At 52.0% G+C, this 17,221-nt stretch carries 10 protein-coding genes; 6 read left to right on the top strand and 4 right to left on the bottom strand.

Annotated elements, in window-relative coordinates; translation table 11 throughout:
* Positions 1–68: 68 nt before the first annotated feature.
* A complete protein-coding gene (locus QP938_01755) occupies positions 69–1,115 on the top strand; it encodes a thioredoxin family protein (GenBank protein ID WIO74650.1) in 1,047 nt (348 codons plus the stop codon).
* 90 nt (positions 1,116–1,205) lie between these two features.
* Here QP938_01755 and hutG read toward each other — a convergent pair whose 3' ends face one another.
* From hutG to QP938_01740, 3 genes are all read right to left on the bottom strand, one after another.
* Positions 1,206–1,997: an N-formylglutamate deformylase gene (hutG, locus tag QP938_01750; GenBank protein ID WIO74649.1), complete on the bottom strand. Its 792-nt coding sequence runs from the start codon at positions 1,995–1,997 to the stop codon at positions 1,206–1,208.
* A gap of 222 nt (positions 1,998–2,219) precedes the next feature.
* Positions 2,220–3,746 carry a histidine ammonia-lyase gene (hutH, locus tag QP938_01745; protein ID WIO74648.1) on the bottom strand — a complete coding sequence of 509 codons (1,527 nt, stop codon included), beginning with the start codon at positions 3,744–3,746 and terminating at the stop codon, positions 2,220–2,222.
* A gap of 84 nt (positions 3,747–3,830) precedes the next feature.
* A complete protein-coding gene (locus tag QP938_01740; protein ID WIO74647.1) occupies positions 3,831–5,207 on the bottom strand; it encodes a formimidoylglutamate deiminase in 1,377 nt (458 codons plus the stop codon).
* 216 nt (positions 5,208–5,423) lie between these two features.
* Between QP938_01740 and hutI the strand changes: the two genes are divergently transcribed.
* The 5 genes from hutI to QP938_01715 all read left to right on the top strand — a co-directional run bounded on the left by hutI (position 5,424) and on the right by QP938_01715 (position 13,681).
* Positions 5,424–6,662: an imidazolonepropionase gene (gene hutI, locus QP938_01735; protein WIO74646.1), complete on the top strand. Its 1,239-nt coding sequence runs from the start codon at positions 5,424–5,426 to the stop codon at positions 6,660–6,662.
* Complete coding sequence (gene hutC / locus QP938_01730; GenBank protein WIO74645.1) at positions 6,659–7,423, top strand: histidine utilization repressor; 765 nt, start codon at positions 6,659–6,661, stop codon at positions 7,421–7,423. The genes hutI and hutC overlap by 4 nt, the downstream gene beginning before the upstream one ends.
* A 254-nt stretch (positions 7,424–7,677) precedes the next feature.
* Complete coding sequence (locus QP938_01725; GenBank protein WIO74644.1) at positions 7,678–9,363, top strand: urocanate hydratase; 1,686 nt, start codon at positions 7,678–7,680, stop codon at positions 9,361–9,363.
* A gap of 332 nt (positions 9,364–9,695) precedes the next feature.
* Entirely contained in the window at positions 9,696–12,446 is a 2,751-nt protein-coding gene (locus QP938_01720) for a TonB-dependent receptor (protein WIO74643.1), read from the top strand.
* 92 nt (positions 12,447–12,538) lie between these two features.
* Positions 12,539–13,681: a TlpA disulfide reductase family protein gene (locus tag QP938_01715; protein WIO75600.1), complete on the top strand. Its 1,143-nt coding sequence runs from the start codon at positions 12,539–12,541 to the stop codon at positions 13,679–13,681.
* A 71-nt stretch (positions 13,682–13,752) separates the two neighbouring features.
* Here QP938_01715 and QP938_01710 read toward each other — a convergent pair whose 3' ends face one another.
* A complete protein-coding gene (locus tag QP938_01710) occupies positions 13,753–17,214 on the bottom strand; it encodes a TonB-dependent receptor (protein WIO74642.1) in 3,462 nt (1,153 codons plus the stop codon).
* Between the last annotated feature and the right edge of the window lie 7 nt (positions 17,215–17,221).

The raw sequence follows: 17,221 nt of genomic DNA, 5'->3' as shown, positions 1-17,221 counted from the left end.
TGAGGATGGTAAAAAACTCAAGTTGAATAAACTGCTCATCGCAGCAGACCATAATTGAGGGTTAACTCATGCTGAAACAAGTTTCCAAAGCCTTGGCCTCCGTGGCTCTGATGGCAATAGCCAGCACCGCACTGGCAGAAAAGGGTGAACAGTGGCTCACCGATATGGACGAAGCTCAAAAAGTCGCCAAAGCCGAAGGTAAAGATATCTTTATGTTCTTCACCGGCTCCGACTGGTGCGGCTGGTGCATCAAGCTGGACAACGAAGTTCTGTCAAAGCAAGAGTTTCTGGATTACGCGAAAGACAATCTGGTTCTGGTGGATCTCGACTTCCCACAAGGTGAAGACATAATCACAGAGGAGCAACGCGAACATAATGAGAAATGGCAGGACGTTTTCAAGCCACGCGGCTACCCAACTGTCTACCTGACTGACTACAACGCCAAAGGTTATGCCCAAACAGGCTATCGGGAAGGCGGTCCGGTCAAATATGTTGAGCACCTGGAAGAACTTATCAGCGGCAAAGCAAAGGCAAAGAAACTGAAAATAAAGGCAGCCAAAGCATCTGGCCTGAAGCGAGCCAAGCTGCTGGATGAACTGCTGAGCAACGACAGCCTGATCATTGAAGATCGCGATGCCAAAATGGCCGAAATCATGTCTTTGAGCCAACACAAAGACGACGCCCTTTACAGCAAATATCGCACCATCAAAGGCGGTCAGGACATGATGGCAGAGCTTAATGGACTGAGAGGCGACAAGGGTACAGACCAGGAAAAAGTTGTAAAACAGGTAGCGATTTTCAACAAGTACAACTTCATCAAAGAAGGCGGCGACCTGAGCATGCTGCTCTACAATCTGTGTTTTTCATTTCACAGAGCCGGTATGCACGAAGATGGCCTCAGCTTCTTTTCCAAGCTTGCCGGAGACAGCAGCTACCCACTGGAAACAAGGCAGGATTTCGTCATTTACAAAGCACTGGTAACAGCTGGCAGCGGTCAAAAAGAAGCTGCCACTGAGTTGCTGGATCAGGCAATTTCTATGGACCCCGAGTCTCAATCTGCCAAGATGAAAGATCGCATTCTTTCACAAATTGACTCTCTGGCAACCAAGTCTTAATTCCTAAGATACTGATATCCATACATGCAAAAAAAAACGGGAGCCAATAGTGGCTCCCGTTTTTTTATCCCTTTTAAACCTGCCCAGCAATCAAGGCTTCCAATGAAGCATCACATCCATTAAATGTTTGAGAGTCGACTGCAATAGTGCCGCCTTTTTCGGGCAATAAGCATTGCTTTCATCTTCCATCATATAAGCACTTTGGGCGAGCTCCATTTGTACCGTATGTACATTACTTTCTGGCTTACCGTAATTGCGAGTAATGTAGCCCCCAACAAAACGGCCATTGGCTACCCACTCAAAATGGTGTTGCGAGGCCAGTACACCTTCCAATCGCTCACCAATCTCATGAGCACAACTTTCGCCACGAGCAGTACCCAGATTCAGTGTCGGCAATTCGCCATCAAAGAGGCGCGGCACATGGGAGCGGATTGAATGGGCATCGTAGAGCAGACAGTAGCCGTGCAAAGCTTTCACTCGCTCAATCTCTGCAGCAAGTGCATCGTGATAAGGCTGCCAGTAGGTTTCTATGCGAGCCGGCAACTCGGCAGAATCGAACTCCCGCCCTTCGAGATAAAGCGGCTCATTTTCAAAGGTGATATCCGGACAAGTGCCGGTAGTAGCCTGCCCCGGGTAGAGGCTCTCACCACTGGCCGGACGGTTCAGGTCCACCACATAGCGGCTGTAGTTGGCCTTGACCACCGTAGCGCCCATCTCTTTAACAAACTCGTAAAGCTGTGGAATGTGCCAGTCAGTGTCTTTCAGGCTGCGGGCAATGGGTGTCATCCGTTCCGCAAGGTCAGCCGGTAACTCCAGCCCGGAGTGGGGCATGGAGACGATGAGGGGAGAGGTGCCTTGATGTAATTCATAGATTGCGGACATTCTGAGCTCCGATTGTAGAGGTCGGACGTCGGACGTCTGAAGTCGGACGCACGCGGCTGCGCCGCGAGTGGTATACAACAATGTAGATCAGGCTTTAGCCCGCCAAGATGCTATCCAGATAGCAGAGCTTGGCGGACTAAAGGGCGACCTACAGGGCATCGAGCAAGCGTCAGACGTCTAGCGTCCGACGTCAGGCCCGAGAAAGGCGTTAGCCTTCGAGATTTACCCTTCCAGATAAGCCCCAATCATATCGCCAAACTTACCACCATCAATCAACGCTTTCACCGCATCAATATCTGGCTTGAAGTAGCGGTCCTGATCCCACTCGGCAGCCACTTTGCGAATTTCTGCGTGGAACGCTTCCAACTGCTCATTGGACTTGAGCGGGCGACGCAGGCTGATGCCCTGGGCCGCTGCCAACAACTCGATTGCCACGATAAAGCGTACGTTGTCATTCATGATACCCAGTCGACGACCGGCGTAGGTCGCCATGGACACATGGTCTTCCTGGTTGGCAGAAGTCGGCAGGCTATCCACTGACGCAGGGTGGGCGTGGGACTTGTTCTCACTGGCCAGTGCTGCAGCGGTTACGTGGGAAATCATAAACCCGGAGTTGAGACCAGCATCCTTCACCAGGAACGGAGGCAGCTGGCTCATGCCGGCATCGATCAACATGGCAATACGACGCTCGGACAGCGCACCGATTTCGGAAATAGCAATCGCAAGGTTATCTGCTGCCATCGCTACCGGCTCGGCGTGGAAATTACCACCCGAAATCACACCAACTTCCTCGTCAAATACCAGCGGGTTGTCAGTCACACCGTTGGCTTCAGTTACTAGCGTCATGGTGGCGTAACGCATTTGGTCCAGCACTGCGCCCATCACCTGGGGCTGGCATCTCAAGCAGTATGGATCCTGAACTTTGGCACAATCCGAGTGAGACTGGTTGATTTCACTGTCTTGTAAGAGTTCGCGGTATAAACGCGCTGCTTCGATCTGGCCCGGCTGACCGCGTACCATGTGAATTTCGTGTACGTGCGGAGAGCGTGCAGACAGGCTGGCCTCGGTGCTCAGGGCACCGGCTACCAAAGCCGCGTTGAAGTTCACTTCAGCTTCAAACAAGCCTTTCAATGCCAGTGAGGTGGAAGTTTGGGTGCCATTCATCAGCGCCAACCCCTCTTTGGCTGCCAGCTCAATGGGCTGCAGGCCTGCTTTAGCCAGCGCATCTTGAGCTGGCATTACCTTACCATCCCAGATCACTTCGCCTTCACCAATCAGCGGCATGCTCATATGTGCCAGCGGCGCCAAATCGCCGGATGCGCCCACTGAACCCTGGCTTGGGATCGCCGGCACCATACCAAGGTTGATCATATTGATCATCAACTCGATCACTTCACGGCGAATACCTGAGAATCCGCGCATCAGTGAGCCGATTTTCATAACCGTCATCAGACGAGCGGTATTCTCATCCAGGTTTTCACCAACACCCGTGGCGTGTGACAGCACCAGATTGCGCTGCAAGGTACCGAGCTGATCGTGGCTGATGCTAGTCTGGGCCAGACGACCGAAACCGGTATTGATTCCATATACGGTAACGCCGCTCTCGATGGTATCAACTACACGTTGGCGAGACTTTTCCACAATTGCCCAGCGGCTCTCTTCCACCTTGATTGTTACCGGATTGCGGAAAATATTGCGTAGATCGGAGAGCGTCAGCTCACCTGGAATCATGTTCAGTTCAAAAGACATCTCTTTCATTCCTCAGTTTAATACCTCGTCATCCCCGCGCAGGCGGGGATCCATGGTGGACTCCCGCCTGCGCGGGAAAGGCGACTAGTTCATTAATTCACTAACAACCGTTTTAAAATTCTCTTCAATGCGCAGCTCGTCAAAATGTTTGCCATTGGCAACCACCAACTTGCCGCCTACAAATACGTCGCGCACCGGATTGCTGTCGCAACCAAAAATCCAGCTGTCCAGGATGTCGTCCCCCTGGCGCCCCATCAGGCGAGGGTGCTCAGTATCCAGAATCACGATATCGGCACGACAACCAACCTCCAGCTGGCCAATGGCTCGGCCACAGGCTTGGGCTCCTCCTGCTAATGCCGCATCAAACAGGGTTCGACCAGTACTGGCTCCAGCACCGGCGGCCAATACATTACGACCGTTACTGGTCAGGCGCTGGGCGTACTCCAACCAGCGCAACTCTTCTGCAGGACTGATGCTGACCTGACTGTCCGAGCCGATACCAAAATGACCACCTTGCTTCAGGAAGGAAGACGTAGGGAATATTCCATCGCCCAAATTGGCCTCGGTCGTCGGACAGATACCCACCACTGCCCCACTGTTTGCCAAGCGAGAAATTTCCTCGCTGGACAAATGGGTTGCGTGAATAAGACACCATCGTTGATCAACAGAAAAATTGTCGAGCAACCACTCCACCGGGCGCTTACCGCTCCATTCAAGACAACCTTCAACCTCGGGAACCTGCTCTGCAATATGAATATGCACAGGGCCCTTTCCCTCAGACAAAGAGCTAAAACCGGCCAGCACTTCTTTCAATAACTCCGGTGTCACAGCGCGCAGCGAGTGCGGTGCAATACCGACAACGGCATTGGCATCCTCGGCCGTGACCTTTTGCAGCTCACGAACAATTTCAAGAAACTGCTCGGCGTCATTCAGGAATCTACGTTGCCCCGGCACTGGCTCCTGCCCACCAAATCCGGCATAGCGATAGAGAACCGGCAGCAGGGTTATTCCAATACCGGAATCCTTTGCCGCCTGCAGACAACGCAGGGTCATTTCAGCGCGATTGGGATATGGGTTGCCGTCGAGGTCGTGATGCAGATACTGAAATTCAGCCACATTTGTGTAACCAAATTTCAGCATCTCTACATAAAGCTGTGCGGATATTGCCTGCAACTGATCAGGTTGAAGAGTACCGAGGTAGCGGTACATCGCCTCTCGCCAGGTCCAGAAGCTGTCGTTAGAGGCACCGGCTTTTTCCGCAAGCCCCACCATCGCCCGCTGATGGGCATGAGAGTGCAGGTTGGGCATACCGGCGAGCGCTACGCCTGACACTCGCTCCACTTGCGAGTCGGTTACATCGGTACGGATAGCGGCAATATCGCCGCAGCCGTCTACGTCGATTTCTACGTTACTGGCCCAACCATCGGGCAATAGAGCTTGTTCCAAATAAAGTGTGCGCATAGTGAGCATGCTTCCGGTAACAACTGACAACCAGTTTCCAGTGACTACTATTCGTAGCTGGGTTTGGCCTTTATTGCAGACCAAAAGAACGCCAGACTTGAATCTCAATGAAGGAAAGTCTAGCATAGAACATACATGTATATACAACCTCGCATTTACAAAGATAGATTTGAGCCTGCGAGATTGTCGAAACTTTAAAATAAGGTTCCCTGAATAATGACCCAAGCTCGCTGGAACACACTCTGGATCAACGCCCGCATCGCCACCATGACTGAAAATGGCGAGCCTTACGGGATGATCGAGAACGGCGCCATTGCCGTGGAAGGAGACCGCATAGCTTGGTTGGGCAACATGGACCAATTACCCGGAACAGCCTCTGAGTTAGCGCAAGAGGTAACTGACTGCCAGGGAAAACTGGTAACACCCGGCCTGATCGACTGCCACACCCACCTTGTGTATGGCGGCGATCGCTCTGAAGAGTTTGAAATGCGCCTTAATGGTGCCAGCTACGAAGAGATCGCCCGCGCCGGAGGTGGTATCGTCTCCACAGTAAAAGCGACTCGTGCCGCCAGTGAAGAGGAACTGTTTCAACAAGCCTTGCCGCGACTCAAGCGATTGATGGCTGACGGAGTAACTACCGTTGAAATCAAATCCGGCTACGGTCTGGCTCTTGAGCATGAGGCCAAGCAGTTGCGGGTTGCCCGCCGCCTTGGCGCTGAGTATCCGGTGTCAGTAAAAACCACCTTCCTCGGTGCCCACGCTCTACCGCCAGAATATAAAGACCGCGCTGATGATTATATCGACCTGGTCTGCAACGAGATGATGCCGGCCATTTATGCCGATGGGCTGGCCGATGCGGTGGATGCCTTTTGCGAAGGAATCGGGTTTTCAGTCGAGCAGACCGAGCGTGTATTCCATGCCGCCGAGCTGCAAGGCCTGCGGGTGAAACTGCACGCCGAACAACTTTCCGACCTCGGCGGTTCTCGACTGGCAGCCAAGCACTGCGCACTCTCAGCGGATCACCTCGAATACCTTAACGAAAGTGACATTGCCAAAATGAAAGCCAGTGGCACTGTAGCGGTTCTGCTGCCAGGTGCTTTTTACTGCCTGCGCGAAACCAAACTGCCCCCGATTCAGGCACTGCGTGATGCCGGCGTTCCAATCGCAGTGGCCACCGACTGCAATCCGGGATCATCGCCGGTGGTATCGCTGCTGCTGATGCTCAGCATGGGTTGCACCCTGTTTCACCTGACTCCGGAAGAAACCCTGGCCGGTGTCACTCGCAACGCCGCAAAAGCACTCGGGGTAGATCGCGAAGTGGGCACACTGGAGGCAGGCAAACGCGCCGATCTGGTGTTGTGGCGCGCCAAAAACCCGGCTCAACTCAGTTATTTAGTGGCAGACCTCCCCTGTGAGCAGGTATTGTTCGCGGGTGCTAAAAGGAGTGTCGAATGACCATTAACAACAATCAAAAGCAAGAACCCAACCTGAGCGCCCTGCCCCGCAATACAGCGGTACCGCTCTACCAACTGATTCAGGACTCCATTATTCAGAAAATCCGTTCTGGAGAATGGGGCAAAGGCGAAAAGGTTCCTTCGGAAAATACCCTGGTTGAGGACCTTGGCGTAAGCCGGATGACCATTAACCGCGCCTTACGAGAGCTGACCCAGCGCGGTTACCTTGAACGGGTACACGGTGTAGGAACCTTTGTGGCAGAACCACCTCGCCATGCCAGCCTGATTGAAATTCAGGATATCGCTGACGAGATCCGCGCCCAGGGGAAAAATCATCACGCCGATATCTGGCACATCCAGGCCGAGCAGGCTCACGGGGATGTAGCTGAACGCATGGAGGTTAAACCCGGTACCGAGGTATTCCACATCGTGATGCTGCACTTTCAGAACGATGTACCGATCCAGCTTGAAGAGCGCTGGGTCAACCCGAGCATGGCACCGGAGTTTTTGACAGCAGATTTTTCTGCCACAACCCCAACCCAGTACCTGATCAACCTCTATCGTCCCGACGAAATGGAGCACATCGTTCGCGCCATTTTGCCCGACGAAGAAATGCAGGAGATGCTCGCAATACCATCCACGGAACCGTGCCTGCGACTAAGTCGTCGTACCTGGAAAAACGGAGCCGTGGTGACCTTGGCTGACTTCACCTATCCGAGTACGCGGTATGACTTGGGAGCGAGGTACGCAACAAATAATTGATTTTCGGGGTGATTTGTTGGATCTAAGTAGGGTCGCATGTCTGACGTCGCACGTCGCACGCCAAACCCAACGTGCACAACCAACACTCCTGTGAGCACTGACAGTTTTGTGCTCCGAATTTTCAGGGTCTAGTCGAATTATTTCGTAGTCCTGAGCCGCTTTTAGCGTGCGACGTCCGACGTGCGACGTGCGACGTGCGACCGCTTGGCAAAAACACTTTCGTCCAACTTTTAGCACACAAAGAGTTTAGAGAAATGACCAACAAAATCGGCAACCGCCACGATCCAAGCCGCAAAATTGCGGCGCCTACCGGCACAGAATTAACCTGCAAAAGCTGGCTTACTGAAGCACCATTTCGCATGCTGCAGAATAATCTGCACCCGGACGTAGCTGAACGCCCGGAGGATTTGGTGGTATACGGCGGTATCGGTCGAGCTGCCCGCAACTGGGAGTGCTACGACAAAATCATCGAAGCCCTGAAAGAGCTGAATGACGACGAGTCACTGCTTGTGCAATCCGGCAAACCAGTTGGCGTGTTCAAAACCCACAAAGACGCTCCGCGTGTACTGATTGCCAACTCCAACCTGGTACCGGAGTGGGCCAACTGGGAGCACTTCAACGAGCTGGATCGTAAAGGCCTGATGATGTACGGCCAGATGACTGCCGGCTCCTGGATCTACATCGGCTCTCAGGGCATTGTTCAGGGTACCTACGAAACTTTCGTGGAAGCCGGTCGCCAGCACTTTGACGGTAACACCCAAGGCAAGTGGATTCTCACCGGTGGCCTCGGCGGTATGGGCGGCGCCCAGCCACTGGCCGCAACCATGGCCGGTTACTGCATGATCGCAGTGGAGTGCGACGAAACCCGCATCGATTTCCGCCTGCGCACCCGCTACGTCGACAAAAAAGCTTACAGCATCGACGAAGCGATGGAGATGCTCAACGACGCGCTCGCTAAAGGTGAAGCTATCTCCATCGGCCTGCTGGGCAATGCCGCCGAGGTGTTCCCGGAGATGGCCAAGCGCGGCATCAAGCCGGATCTGGTCACCGACCAGACCTCTGCCCACGACCCTGTCAACGGTTACCTGCCACTGGGCTGGACCGTAGAAGAGTGGCGTGAAAAAGCCCAGAGCAACCCGGAACTGGTCGCGAAAGAAGCACGCAAGTCCATGGCAATTCAGGTTCAAGCCATGCTGGACTTCTGCCACGCCGGCATTCCCACCGTGGACTACGGCAACAACATCCGTCAGGAAGCCTACAACGAAGGCGTCAAAGACGCGTTCGATTTCCCCGGCTTTGTTCCCGCCTACATTCGCCCACTGTTCTGCCGTGGCGTAGGTCCGTTCCGCTGGGTAGCACTTTCCGGCGACCCGGAGGACATCTACAAAACCGACCAGAAAGTAAAAGAGATCATCGCCGACGATCCGCACCTGCACAATTGGCTGGATATGGCTCGTGAGCGCATCAGCTTCCAGGGACTGCCGGCACGTATCTGCTGGGTCGGACTGGGCCTGCGTCACAAGCTGGGTCTGGCCTTTAATGAGATGGTTAAAAACGGCGAGCTGAAAGCACCGGTTGTGATCGGTCGCGACCACCTCGACTCCGGCTCCGTTTCGAGCCCCAACCGCGAAACCGAAAGCATGATGGACGGCTCCGATGCAGTTTCCGACTGGCCTCTGCTTAACGCCATGCTCAACGTTGCCGGCGGCGCCACTTGGGTTTCCCTGCACCACGGTGGTGGTGTTGGCATGGGCTACTCACAACACTCTGGTGTAGTGATCTGCTGTGATGGCAGTGACGAAGCGGCAGCGCGTATCGAGCGTGTACTGTGGAACGATCCGGCGACCGGTGTTATGCGTCACGCTGATGCGGGTTACGAAATTGCCAAGCAGTGTGCCAAGGAGCACGGCCTGAACCTGCCGGCCATCGACCTGGATTGACACCGATAGTCATTCCTCTGAAGGCAGAAGAAAAAGGGGCAACCAATAGGCTGCCCCTTTTTTATGGTCAGTGATTTCATCTGATCACCACGCTACCTTGATATATTCACACCACAACGCAAAGCGTATAGGTCACCATTACTACGTTCGAAACCCGATTATGACTCTCCGCCAGTAACCCTGGCAGAGGTAAGTCACGTCTCCACAACGCCTCAGGCATTCAAAACGAGCCAAATGTCCTTCCTCTGCCAATTTGACAGATCTGGCTTGCAGATCTATAGCAGAAGGGTCTGTACGTTTTTTGTACACAAATAACCGTGACTGGGCATGCTATGAACATCATGAACAGGCTATCCAAAGAGATTTCGAGGGCGGTTAGGCTGGAAGTCGTATTACTGGCAGCAATTAGTGGTGTTTGTTTTACGAATTCGGTGATCGCTGAAGAGGCCGAAGATCAGGGAGAGAAAGTACTGGAAGAAGTCGTTGTGATCGGCTCACGCATAAAACGGCCAGTGGATGATACCGCCCTGCCCGTAACCCTGTTCAGCGCCGAGGATGTCAAACTGACTGGCGAAGCCTCTGTTGCGGAAGTACTTCGCCGCCTGCCCTATAACTCCTTCGGCTCATCAACCCCTACAGGAAGTGGTGGTTCAACTGGCCAGCACGTCGCCACAGTTGATTTGCGGGGCCTTGGTTTCGGTCGGACGTTGACACTACTGAATGGCCGCCGCCTACCGCCGGACGGCACTTTCTTTGCGTTCGACACTAACCTTAACTTTATTCCATCAGCAACGATTGAACGTATCGAAGTACTCCGCGGTGGCGGCTCACCAGTGTATGGATCCGATGCCCTGGGTGGCGTTCTCAACGTAGTGTTGAAGGACAATTACGAAGGGGGCGAAGTCAACGTGCAATACGGCAGCCCCTTTGACATAGGCGGAGACGAAGTGGTGGTCGGCGGCCTCTACGGCCTCAACTTTGATCGTGGCAACCTGACTATCTCTGCCGAATATCGTGATATCGGCAATACCCAAAGGGGCGAAATCAGCGCACTGGCAGCCGGGCCCGATTTGGGATTCGGCTATATCAGCAGTGGCTTCCCCACAACATTTAACATTCTGGACGCCTTTGGCGATGGCACTGATATATCCAGCCCGTTGATTGCAGCGCCCAATTGCGACCCATCACGGATCCGCTCAACGGCGGGAGCCATCATCACCAACCCCGACACTATGGAGACCATCACTTACGCCAACACCACGGAGTGCCGGTTCAACAATAATGACGACTTCGACTTCACCGCAGACACGGAGTTGCTATCTCTCTTTATGCGTGGCAACTACGATCTCAGCGATTCGATGACCCTGTTTGCCGAAGTGCTCTACAGTGAACTGGATACAGATTCCAATGAAGGTGCCCGAACCATTTTCGGGTTAACCATGGCCAGCACCGACCCGAATAACCCAACCGCTGCGGCCACTCCGTCCAACCCGTTGTTTGGCGTCACCGGGCCCCGGAACCTCAGCTTTAACCTAACTGCCCCTACACCAGGCCTGAATATTGTTGAGACCGAACAGATACTGGCAACCATTGGCCTGACCTGGGAAACCAGCCACGGAACCCTGGAAGCCAGCTATAACTGGAGTGAATCGGAAGGCGATCAGACCTTCGCCAATACCCAGTCGACGGCTAACATCCAGGCCGCTATCGACAGCGGCATACTCAACCCGTTTGGAACTGCACAGAATGCCAGAAGTGCATTCGCCAACGGGGCCAGCGCTTTTCTTCGTCACAGCATCGGAGAACTGGAGGTCTTCAACATCAACTGGAATGGCGCCATCACTGCACTGGATTTAGCCACCGGCACGCCGCTTTATTCCATTGGCTATGAATATCGGCAGGAATCTTATTTCGAAGAGGGCTCTGGCGACGGGTTCGGACAGGGTTTTAATGACGGCTTTGCCCTGCCGGCCGACAATGAGAGAAACGTGGATTCCGTATTCACTGAGTTGATCATACCCCTTGGCCAATCACTGGAATTTAGCTGGGCTGGCCGCTGGGACTCCTACGACTTACCTGATTTCAGTGAACTTACTAATCGCTATGCCCTGGCCTGGCAGGCATTGTCAGGACTTAATATCCGCGCATCACTATCGGAAGGAATTGCAGCACCCAATCTGTTCTTTGTCGGCTCCGGCACAACACAATTGGTTACCACAGCGGTAGACACCCTGCGCTGTAATGAGGCTGGCAACGACCCTTCCGACCCCGCCTGCCAGCCAGTCAGCTTTGTACAGACTATTAAAGGCGGTTCCGCCCTGGCACCGGAAACGGCAGACAATTACAACCTGGGTTTCTCATGGGGGATCAACGACAACTGGACGCTGTCAGTGGACTACTGGAAGGTAGAACTTGAAGACCAGGTGGCCAATCTCAACAGCGGAACAGTGCTGGAACTGGAAGCCTCAGGCGCCGACTTGAGCTCCTATGGAGTGTCAGTGACTCGCGATGCCAACGGCATGATCACCGCGCTTACATCCGGCTCCACGAACGTGACCGGATTTGAAACGGACGGTTATGACGTAGGCGTCACTTACAACAATGAATTGGCAGATATCGGAGAGTTTTCTTCCTCTCTGCTGTTTACCTGGATTGACTCCTACGACCGTGCAGCTGCACCCGGACAACCAGTGCTGAGCGCTATTGGATATCGCGGCCAGGCAGGTTCACTGCCAGGAGGACCTGAGTACAAAGGCGTTTGGAGCAACAATTTACGCACTGGCAACTTGCTTTATAACGTAGCACTAAACTTCCTTGACGGTTACGACGGACGTACTCCCGAACAGGCCCTCATACAACAGGTTCCGCCTATCGGCGACGTCAGTAAATTTATCACCGTAGACGCTTCAGTCACCTGGAGCGCCACTGAACACAGCGACCTGTACGTTGGATTCCGCAATATCCTTGATGAAGAACCCACCGTCAGTCGTACCATTTTTGGCACCGGTGCTTTTGATCAGGCCAACAGCTCCATTTTGGGAAGGGTTTTATCAATCAGGTATACACATCGATTCACCGAGTAATAGAGTCACACTTAGTCGCTTCGCCACAAAGGCTGAGTGTGACAACGAAGAGAGCAATCATGCAGTACAAATCAACCTGCACTTTTTTGGTGATGGTGTCTTTCTCATTCCTACTGATTTCCTGCCAATCAACCGACACTCGCACAAGCCGTTTCAAAACTGCAGAGGCAACATTACAGCAATGGCGTAAAGGAGATAAACAGGCTGATACTTCAGCACACCAATGGAACGAAATAGAAAAACAATTCGTTGAGATATATCGGGAAAACAGTCTGGATGAAATCGCATTCCAGTCGATCAGGCATATCTTCTTTGCCACCCGCGACCCAGCACTAAAAAAAGAACAGCTCAGATTGCTGACCAACTATCATACTGCCAATCCGGAAGCCGCCACCCTGTTGACTGGACCAATTGGCCCGACGGTTTTGACCCCTGAATACATCCATTTCTTTGAAACATTTATCTCAAAAGAGAGTCCACCAGAATCCCGCATCAGCGCCATGATCGCATTGGCGCAAAGTTACGATGCCGTATTAAACGCCAGAGCAAGTTTCATGCGATCACAAAAAACGGCGGAGCAATATCTTCTGGAACAAAGCCAGATCCCCCCTACTGACTCAGCACTGAAAACCTTTCAACACTGGATGACAAGTGACACACATCTATTGAGTAAACAGATTCGCACACTGGCCAACCGTGTTTTACAAGAGAATCCAAAACTGGAATTGCAATACTATTCCCCCAGCAAGGGGCTCAGATATATTGCCCAAGCCGGACAAATTGCAGAAGGTCTGCTTAATGGCCTGGCGCTGACACCAGGCTCGCCGGCCCCGGACACTGTACTAACCACTCTGGATGGCCAAGTTATAAAGGTATCCGATTACTCTGGCTCAGTAGTGATGCTCGACTTCTGGGCCACATGGTGTATTCCATGTGTCCAATCAATTCCGCATCACCGTCAGCTGGTTGAGGAACTCTCAGGCCAGCCTTTCCTGCTTATCACCATCAGTGTCGATACAGAGCTGCAGGACGTATCAGAATTCCTCGCAGATCACGACATGCCGTTCATTAATACTTATATAGGCCCCGACAGCGATCTGCTCTCTACCTGGAACGTGTCTTCCTACCCAACAGTTTTCCTAATTGACCAAAGTGGCAAAATTGTCATGCGACACCAAGGTAACACTGAAGAACTGAAGCGTGAAATCAATCAACTGCTCATTAGCGATGAATAAACTACAAGAGGTAGTAAAAATAAAAAGGAGCCACAGGAACTATGGCCCCTAAAACAGGTTTAACTAAAAGATTAAAACATTCCGGTGATACGTAGTGAGAATGCGCGACCGCGTGGATAGATGGTGAATTTATTCACTTCAAGCTCTTCAGGTTCACCCTCAAATTCTGCATCTAGCACTTCGGTTTTCGTCTTGCGTTCCCGGCGCCACAGCTCATCTACAGTCAGAGAAACCCTTACACCGTTCAGCCAGTCAGGAGTTTCAAACAATCCATCACTGCCAAACTCGTAGCTCATTGACATATTGATTGCCTGGGCAGGTTTGGTTACATCGCGGTAACGAAAGTGATTCCAAGTGGGCTTGCCGTTCATATCGTACCCGGCAAAACTCAATTTCTGTCTAACTACAGCTGTCTCCTCTTCATAGGCTGTCGACAGGTTCACACCAAAACCACGATAACTCCAATTGACATCAACTGATCCTTTATTTTCAGGGAGCGCAAAAACCCCATACATATTAAAAGTTCGATCCATTTCATCCACCGTATTCACCGGCTTGCCAAAGCCCATATCCTCATAGGTGCCTGGGTGAAGATTCGAATTACACATATCGGTCTGTTCACACAGGTTGGAGCGGATCACGTCGTGTTTATTGAGGTATTGGTGCCGCCAAGTGACAAGCCAGTCGCCCAAGTCAGAACTGAAGTTATAGCTTACTTGAAGGTCTGCACCGCGACTGTAGGTATCACCCACATTGTACAAGCGCCTATCCAAAATCAGGTCACCTTCATCCAATGTACGCCACCCCAAAGATACATCCCTGTGCTTTGGATTATTTTCCGGATCGGCAAAGGCCATAAGAGGATTTCGTGCGATATTTTCTGGCAATAGTGTCTCTGCTGTAAATGCATTGACGGAACTACCAAAAGCCGGATTGCCAATTTGGTCTCTTGCCTCCGTCTCTGTGATATCGAGTTTGATATCTAATCCCTCAAGAAACGTGGGTGTAAAAATAAAACCCAAGGCCGTTCCATAAGTGCGCTCCGCTTTAAGATGATCATTACCTTCCGTCATTTGCCAGATTTCACCAAATACCGGCTGGCCCTGCCAGAATGGCGTACCCTCATTTGGAATCAACCAGTACATAGATTGAACCTCCCAACTTTGGGGAAGTGCGGAACGAACGGCTTCCGGTACTGACAGGCTGTAGGTTCGATTAAGCCGAACAGTCAACCAGTCTGATGGGGACCAATTAAAACCGGCTGCCCAGTTTTTTCCGCGCTCTTCGACATTTGAGTAATCTTCAAGGTTCGCTGACGCACTGAACAGCAGGTCTTGCACCATTGGAATTCCCATTTCTTCACTTACCAGGGGAACGGCTATTTCACCCCCAATAGATTTAGTGCTTTCGCCATACTCCAGATCATAGTCAGTTATTTGAGACTGGCCGTCGTTGTCAAAAAAAGCATCTGACTCAAAGCGGCTATTATTATTGAACACTTCATTTTCCTGCTTGCGCCAAGCCAGGGAAAAACTGCCACGCACATCACCGGCAGGCAACTCAAACAAACTGCCCTGAATATCCAGGTCAATGTCCTTGGATATACTGTTATTGTGGGTGTGTAAATAGGGGGTCATCGAGCCTGTCGCAAGGTCATCAAGACTGTCGTAACCCAGCAGGGGATCATTGAAGTGCGTCCCGGTATAGACCTTTTCACTGCCATTCATGTAATAACCATCTACCAGGCTATTGAGCCCTGTCGGCCCTCCTCGCATGACCTTATTAAATGTATCTGAATCGTTCTTACCGAGATTTACCCCAAACCCCAAACGGGCGACCCAGTCTTCGTGGAAATCCCAGGTAAGATCACCACTTAATGAGTAGGAGCTTTGTCTCACGACTTGCGCCTGTTGTGGAAATCCAGTGTCCCAACTGTAATCGAAATTGGTCAGGAATGGATTGTTTGGCGAATCGTCTTTTACGTAGGCGTTTGTGTTGCCGTAAGCAGAACTACTGACTTTATCTGTGGCACTGTAATCCAGACTCAAAGAGAGCTGGATATTCTCCCGAAGCGCCTGATTTAAAAATAACGAGGCGCCAATCGTCTCATCCTCAGGGGATAGTGAGTGCCCCTGGAATGGCACATATGTGCTTTCCCCCAATTGGCCGCTATCGTCCAGATCATACAACCCCAGTGGCTGCCCGTTATACATCGGCAGCTGCGCTTGACTGACCGGGGTATAGCCTGCCGGCATTTGCGGAAGTGGCACACCGTCTTTATAGCGATAATTACTATTCGGTAGGGAGAGTGTAGCCCTATCCGTAATGATCGTTGCATCTACCCAGGCACCCCCTTCATATTTTTCGACAGCCAATTCCAGGCCTCCACTGAGGCGCTCATTCAAACTGGCATTGCTCGTCTCACCATCGCCATCCACATCCCTAACCCACATCAATACTGACGCGTCATTTGTACCGTAAGGAATGTTTCCGCGAATATTTCCCGGTGAGGATGGATCTAGTGCAGGGGGGCTGCCTGGATTTCCTAACCCCATACCAAGACGCTGACTGCCCTCTATTTGCTTCTGGGTCTGATAACTTAGAGTCCCAGTCAGTGAGCCATTTTCCCAGTTAATTGTATGCCCAAGATTGAAATTGTATCGATCTCCACCACCTTCAGTGGTGCCAGCATACGTCAAGGTAAAATCAGTGCCTTCGTACTCCCGGTTGGTAATGATATTGACCACACCACCTACCGCATTGGCACCATAAATAGAGGCCGCACCGTCAAAGAGAATCTCAATTCTCTCGACCCGCTCGACAGGAATATTGCTGATATCGGTAATGCCACCGAACAATCCGCCTCGAGCCGGCCGACGACCATTAATAAGAATCAGAGTGTACTGTGCCCCCAGCCCCCTCAGGTTAACACTGCTACCAGCAAAGGCATTGGGTCCCATACCAAAATCACTGTCCCAGGCAGTATCTGGAAAACCAGACCCGGTATTGGTGGGGGCATTAATATTTTGTGGCAATCGGCGCAGATACTCATCCAGTCGAGTAGCACCACTTCGTTCGAGCTCGGCACGATCAATCACAGTCATTTGGCGCGTCATCTTTCCAGGATCGGTAATCAATCGACTCCCGGTCACTACAATCTCTTCTACCTTTTCCTCATCTTTTTTCTTCGCTTCAGAACCCTCTTGGGCTTCTTTAATAATCACCAGATCTTCTGAATTGTATTCATAGGAAAGGCCAGTACCCCAGAGCAACTTTTCAAGTGCGTCATCAAGAGTATATTCACCTTTCAGCCCGGATACTTTTGTGGAAACTGCAACCCCTTCCGAAAATACAATCTGGACACCGGACAGTTCAGATAATCTTTTTGAAACCTCCTGTATACTCTGGCGACTGACTTCCAGCTCCATCAAACTGCCTTTATCGGCCAGAGTGGAGGTCGCCATCAAAAAGATAGCGGCACTGACGCCTGAACACAAAACGTTACGTACAAACGGATACTTTTTCTCTTTCACTTTACCC

Source organism: Porticoccaceae bacterium LTM1 (genome assembly GCA_030252795.1).
Taxonomy (GTDB): Bacteria; Pseudomonadota; Gammaproteobacteria; order Pseudomonadales; family Porticoccaceae; genus SCSIO-12696.
Note: the sequence above shows the minus strand (reverse complement) of the source record. Positions and strands in the feature narration are given on the sequence as shown.

Coding starts and splice junctions, on each gene's coding strand:
- QP938_01755 (WIO74650.1), top strand. CDS start 69: ATGCTGAAACAAGTTTCCAAAGCCTTGGCCTCCGTGGCTCTGATGGCA.
- hutH (WIO74648.1), bottom strand. CDS start 3,746: ATGTCTTTTGAACTGAACATGATTCCAGGTGAGCTGACGCTCTCCGAT.
- QP938_01725 (WIO74644.1), top strand. CDS start 7,678: ATGACCAACAAAATCGGCAACCGCCACGATCCAAGCCGCAAAATTGCG.
- hutC (WIO74645.1), top strand. CDS start 6,659: ATGACCATTAACAACAATCAAAAGCAAGAACCCAACCTGAGCGCCCTG.
- QP938_01720 (WIO74643.1), top strand. CDS start 9,696: ATGAACATCATGAACAGGCTATCCAAAGAGATTTCGAGGGCGGTTAGG.
- hutG (WIO74649.1), bottom strand. CDS start 1,997: ATGTCCGCAATCTATGAATTACATCAAGGCACCTCTCCCCTCATCGTC.
- QP938_01740 (WIO74647.1), bottom strand. CDS start 5,207: ATGCGCACACTTTATTTGGAACAAGCTCTATTGCCCGATGGTTGGGCC.
- QP938_01715 (WIO75600.1), top strand. CDS start 12,539: ATGGTGTCTTTCTCATTCCTACTGATTTCCTGCCAATCAACCGACACT.
- hutI (WIO74646.1), top strand. CDS start 5,424: ATGACCCAAGCTCGCTGGAACACACTCTGGATCAACGCCCGCATCGCC.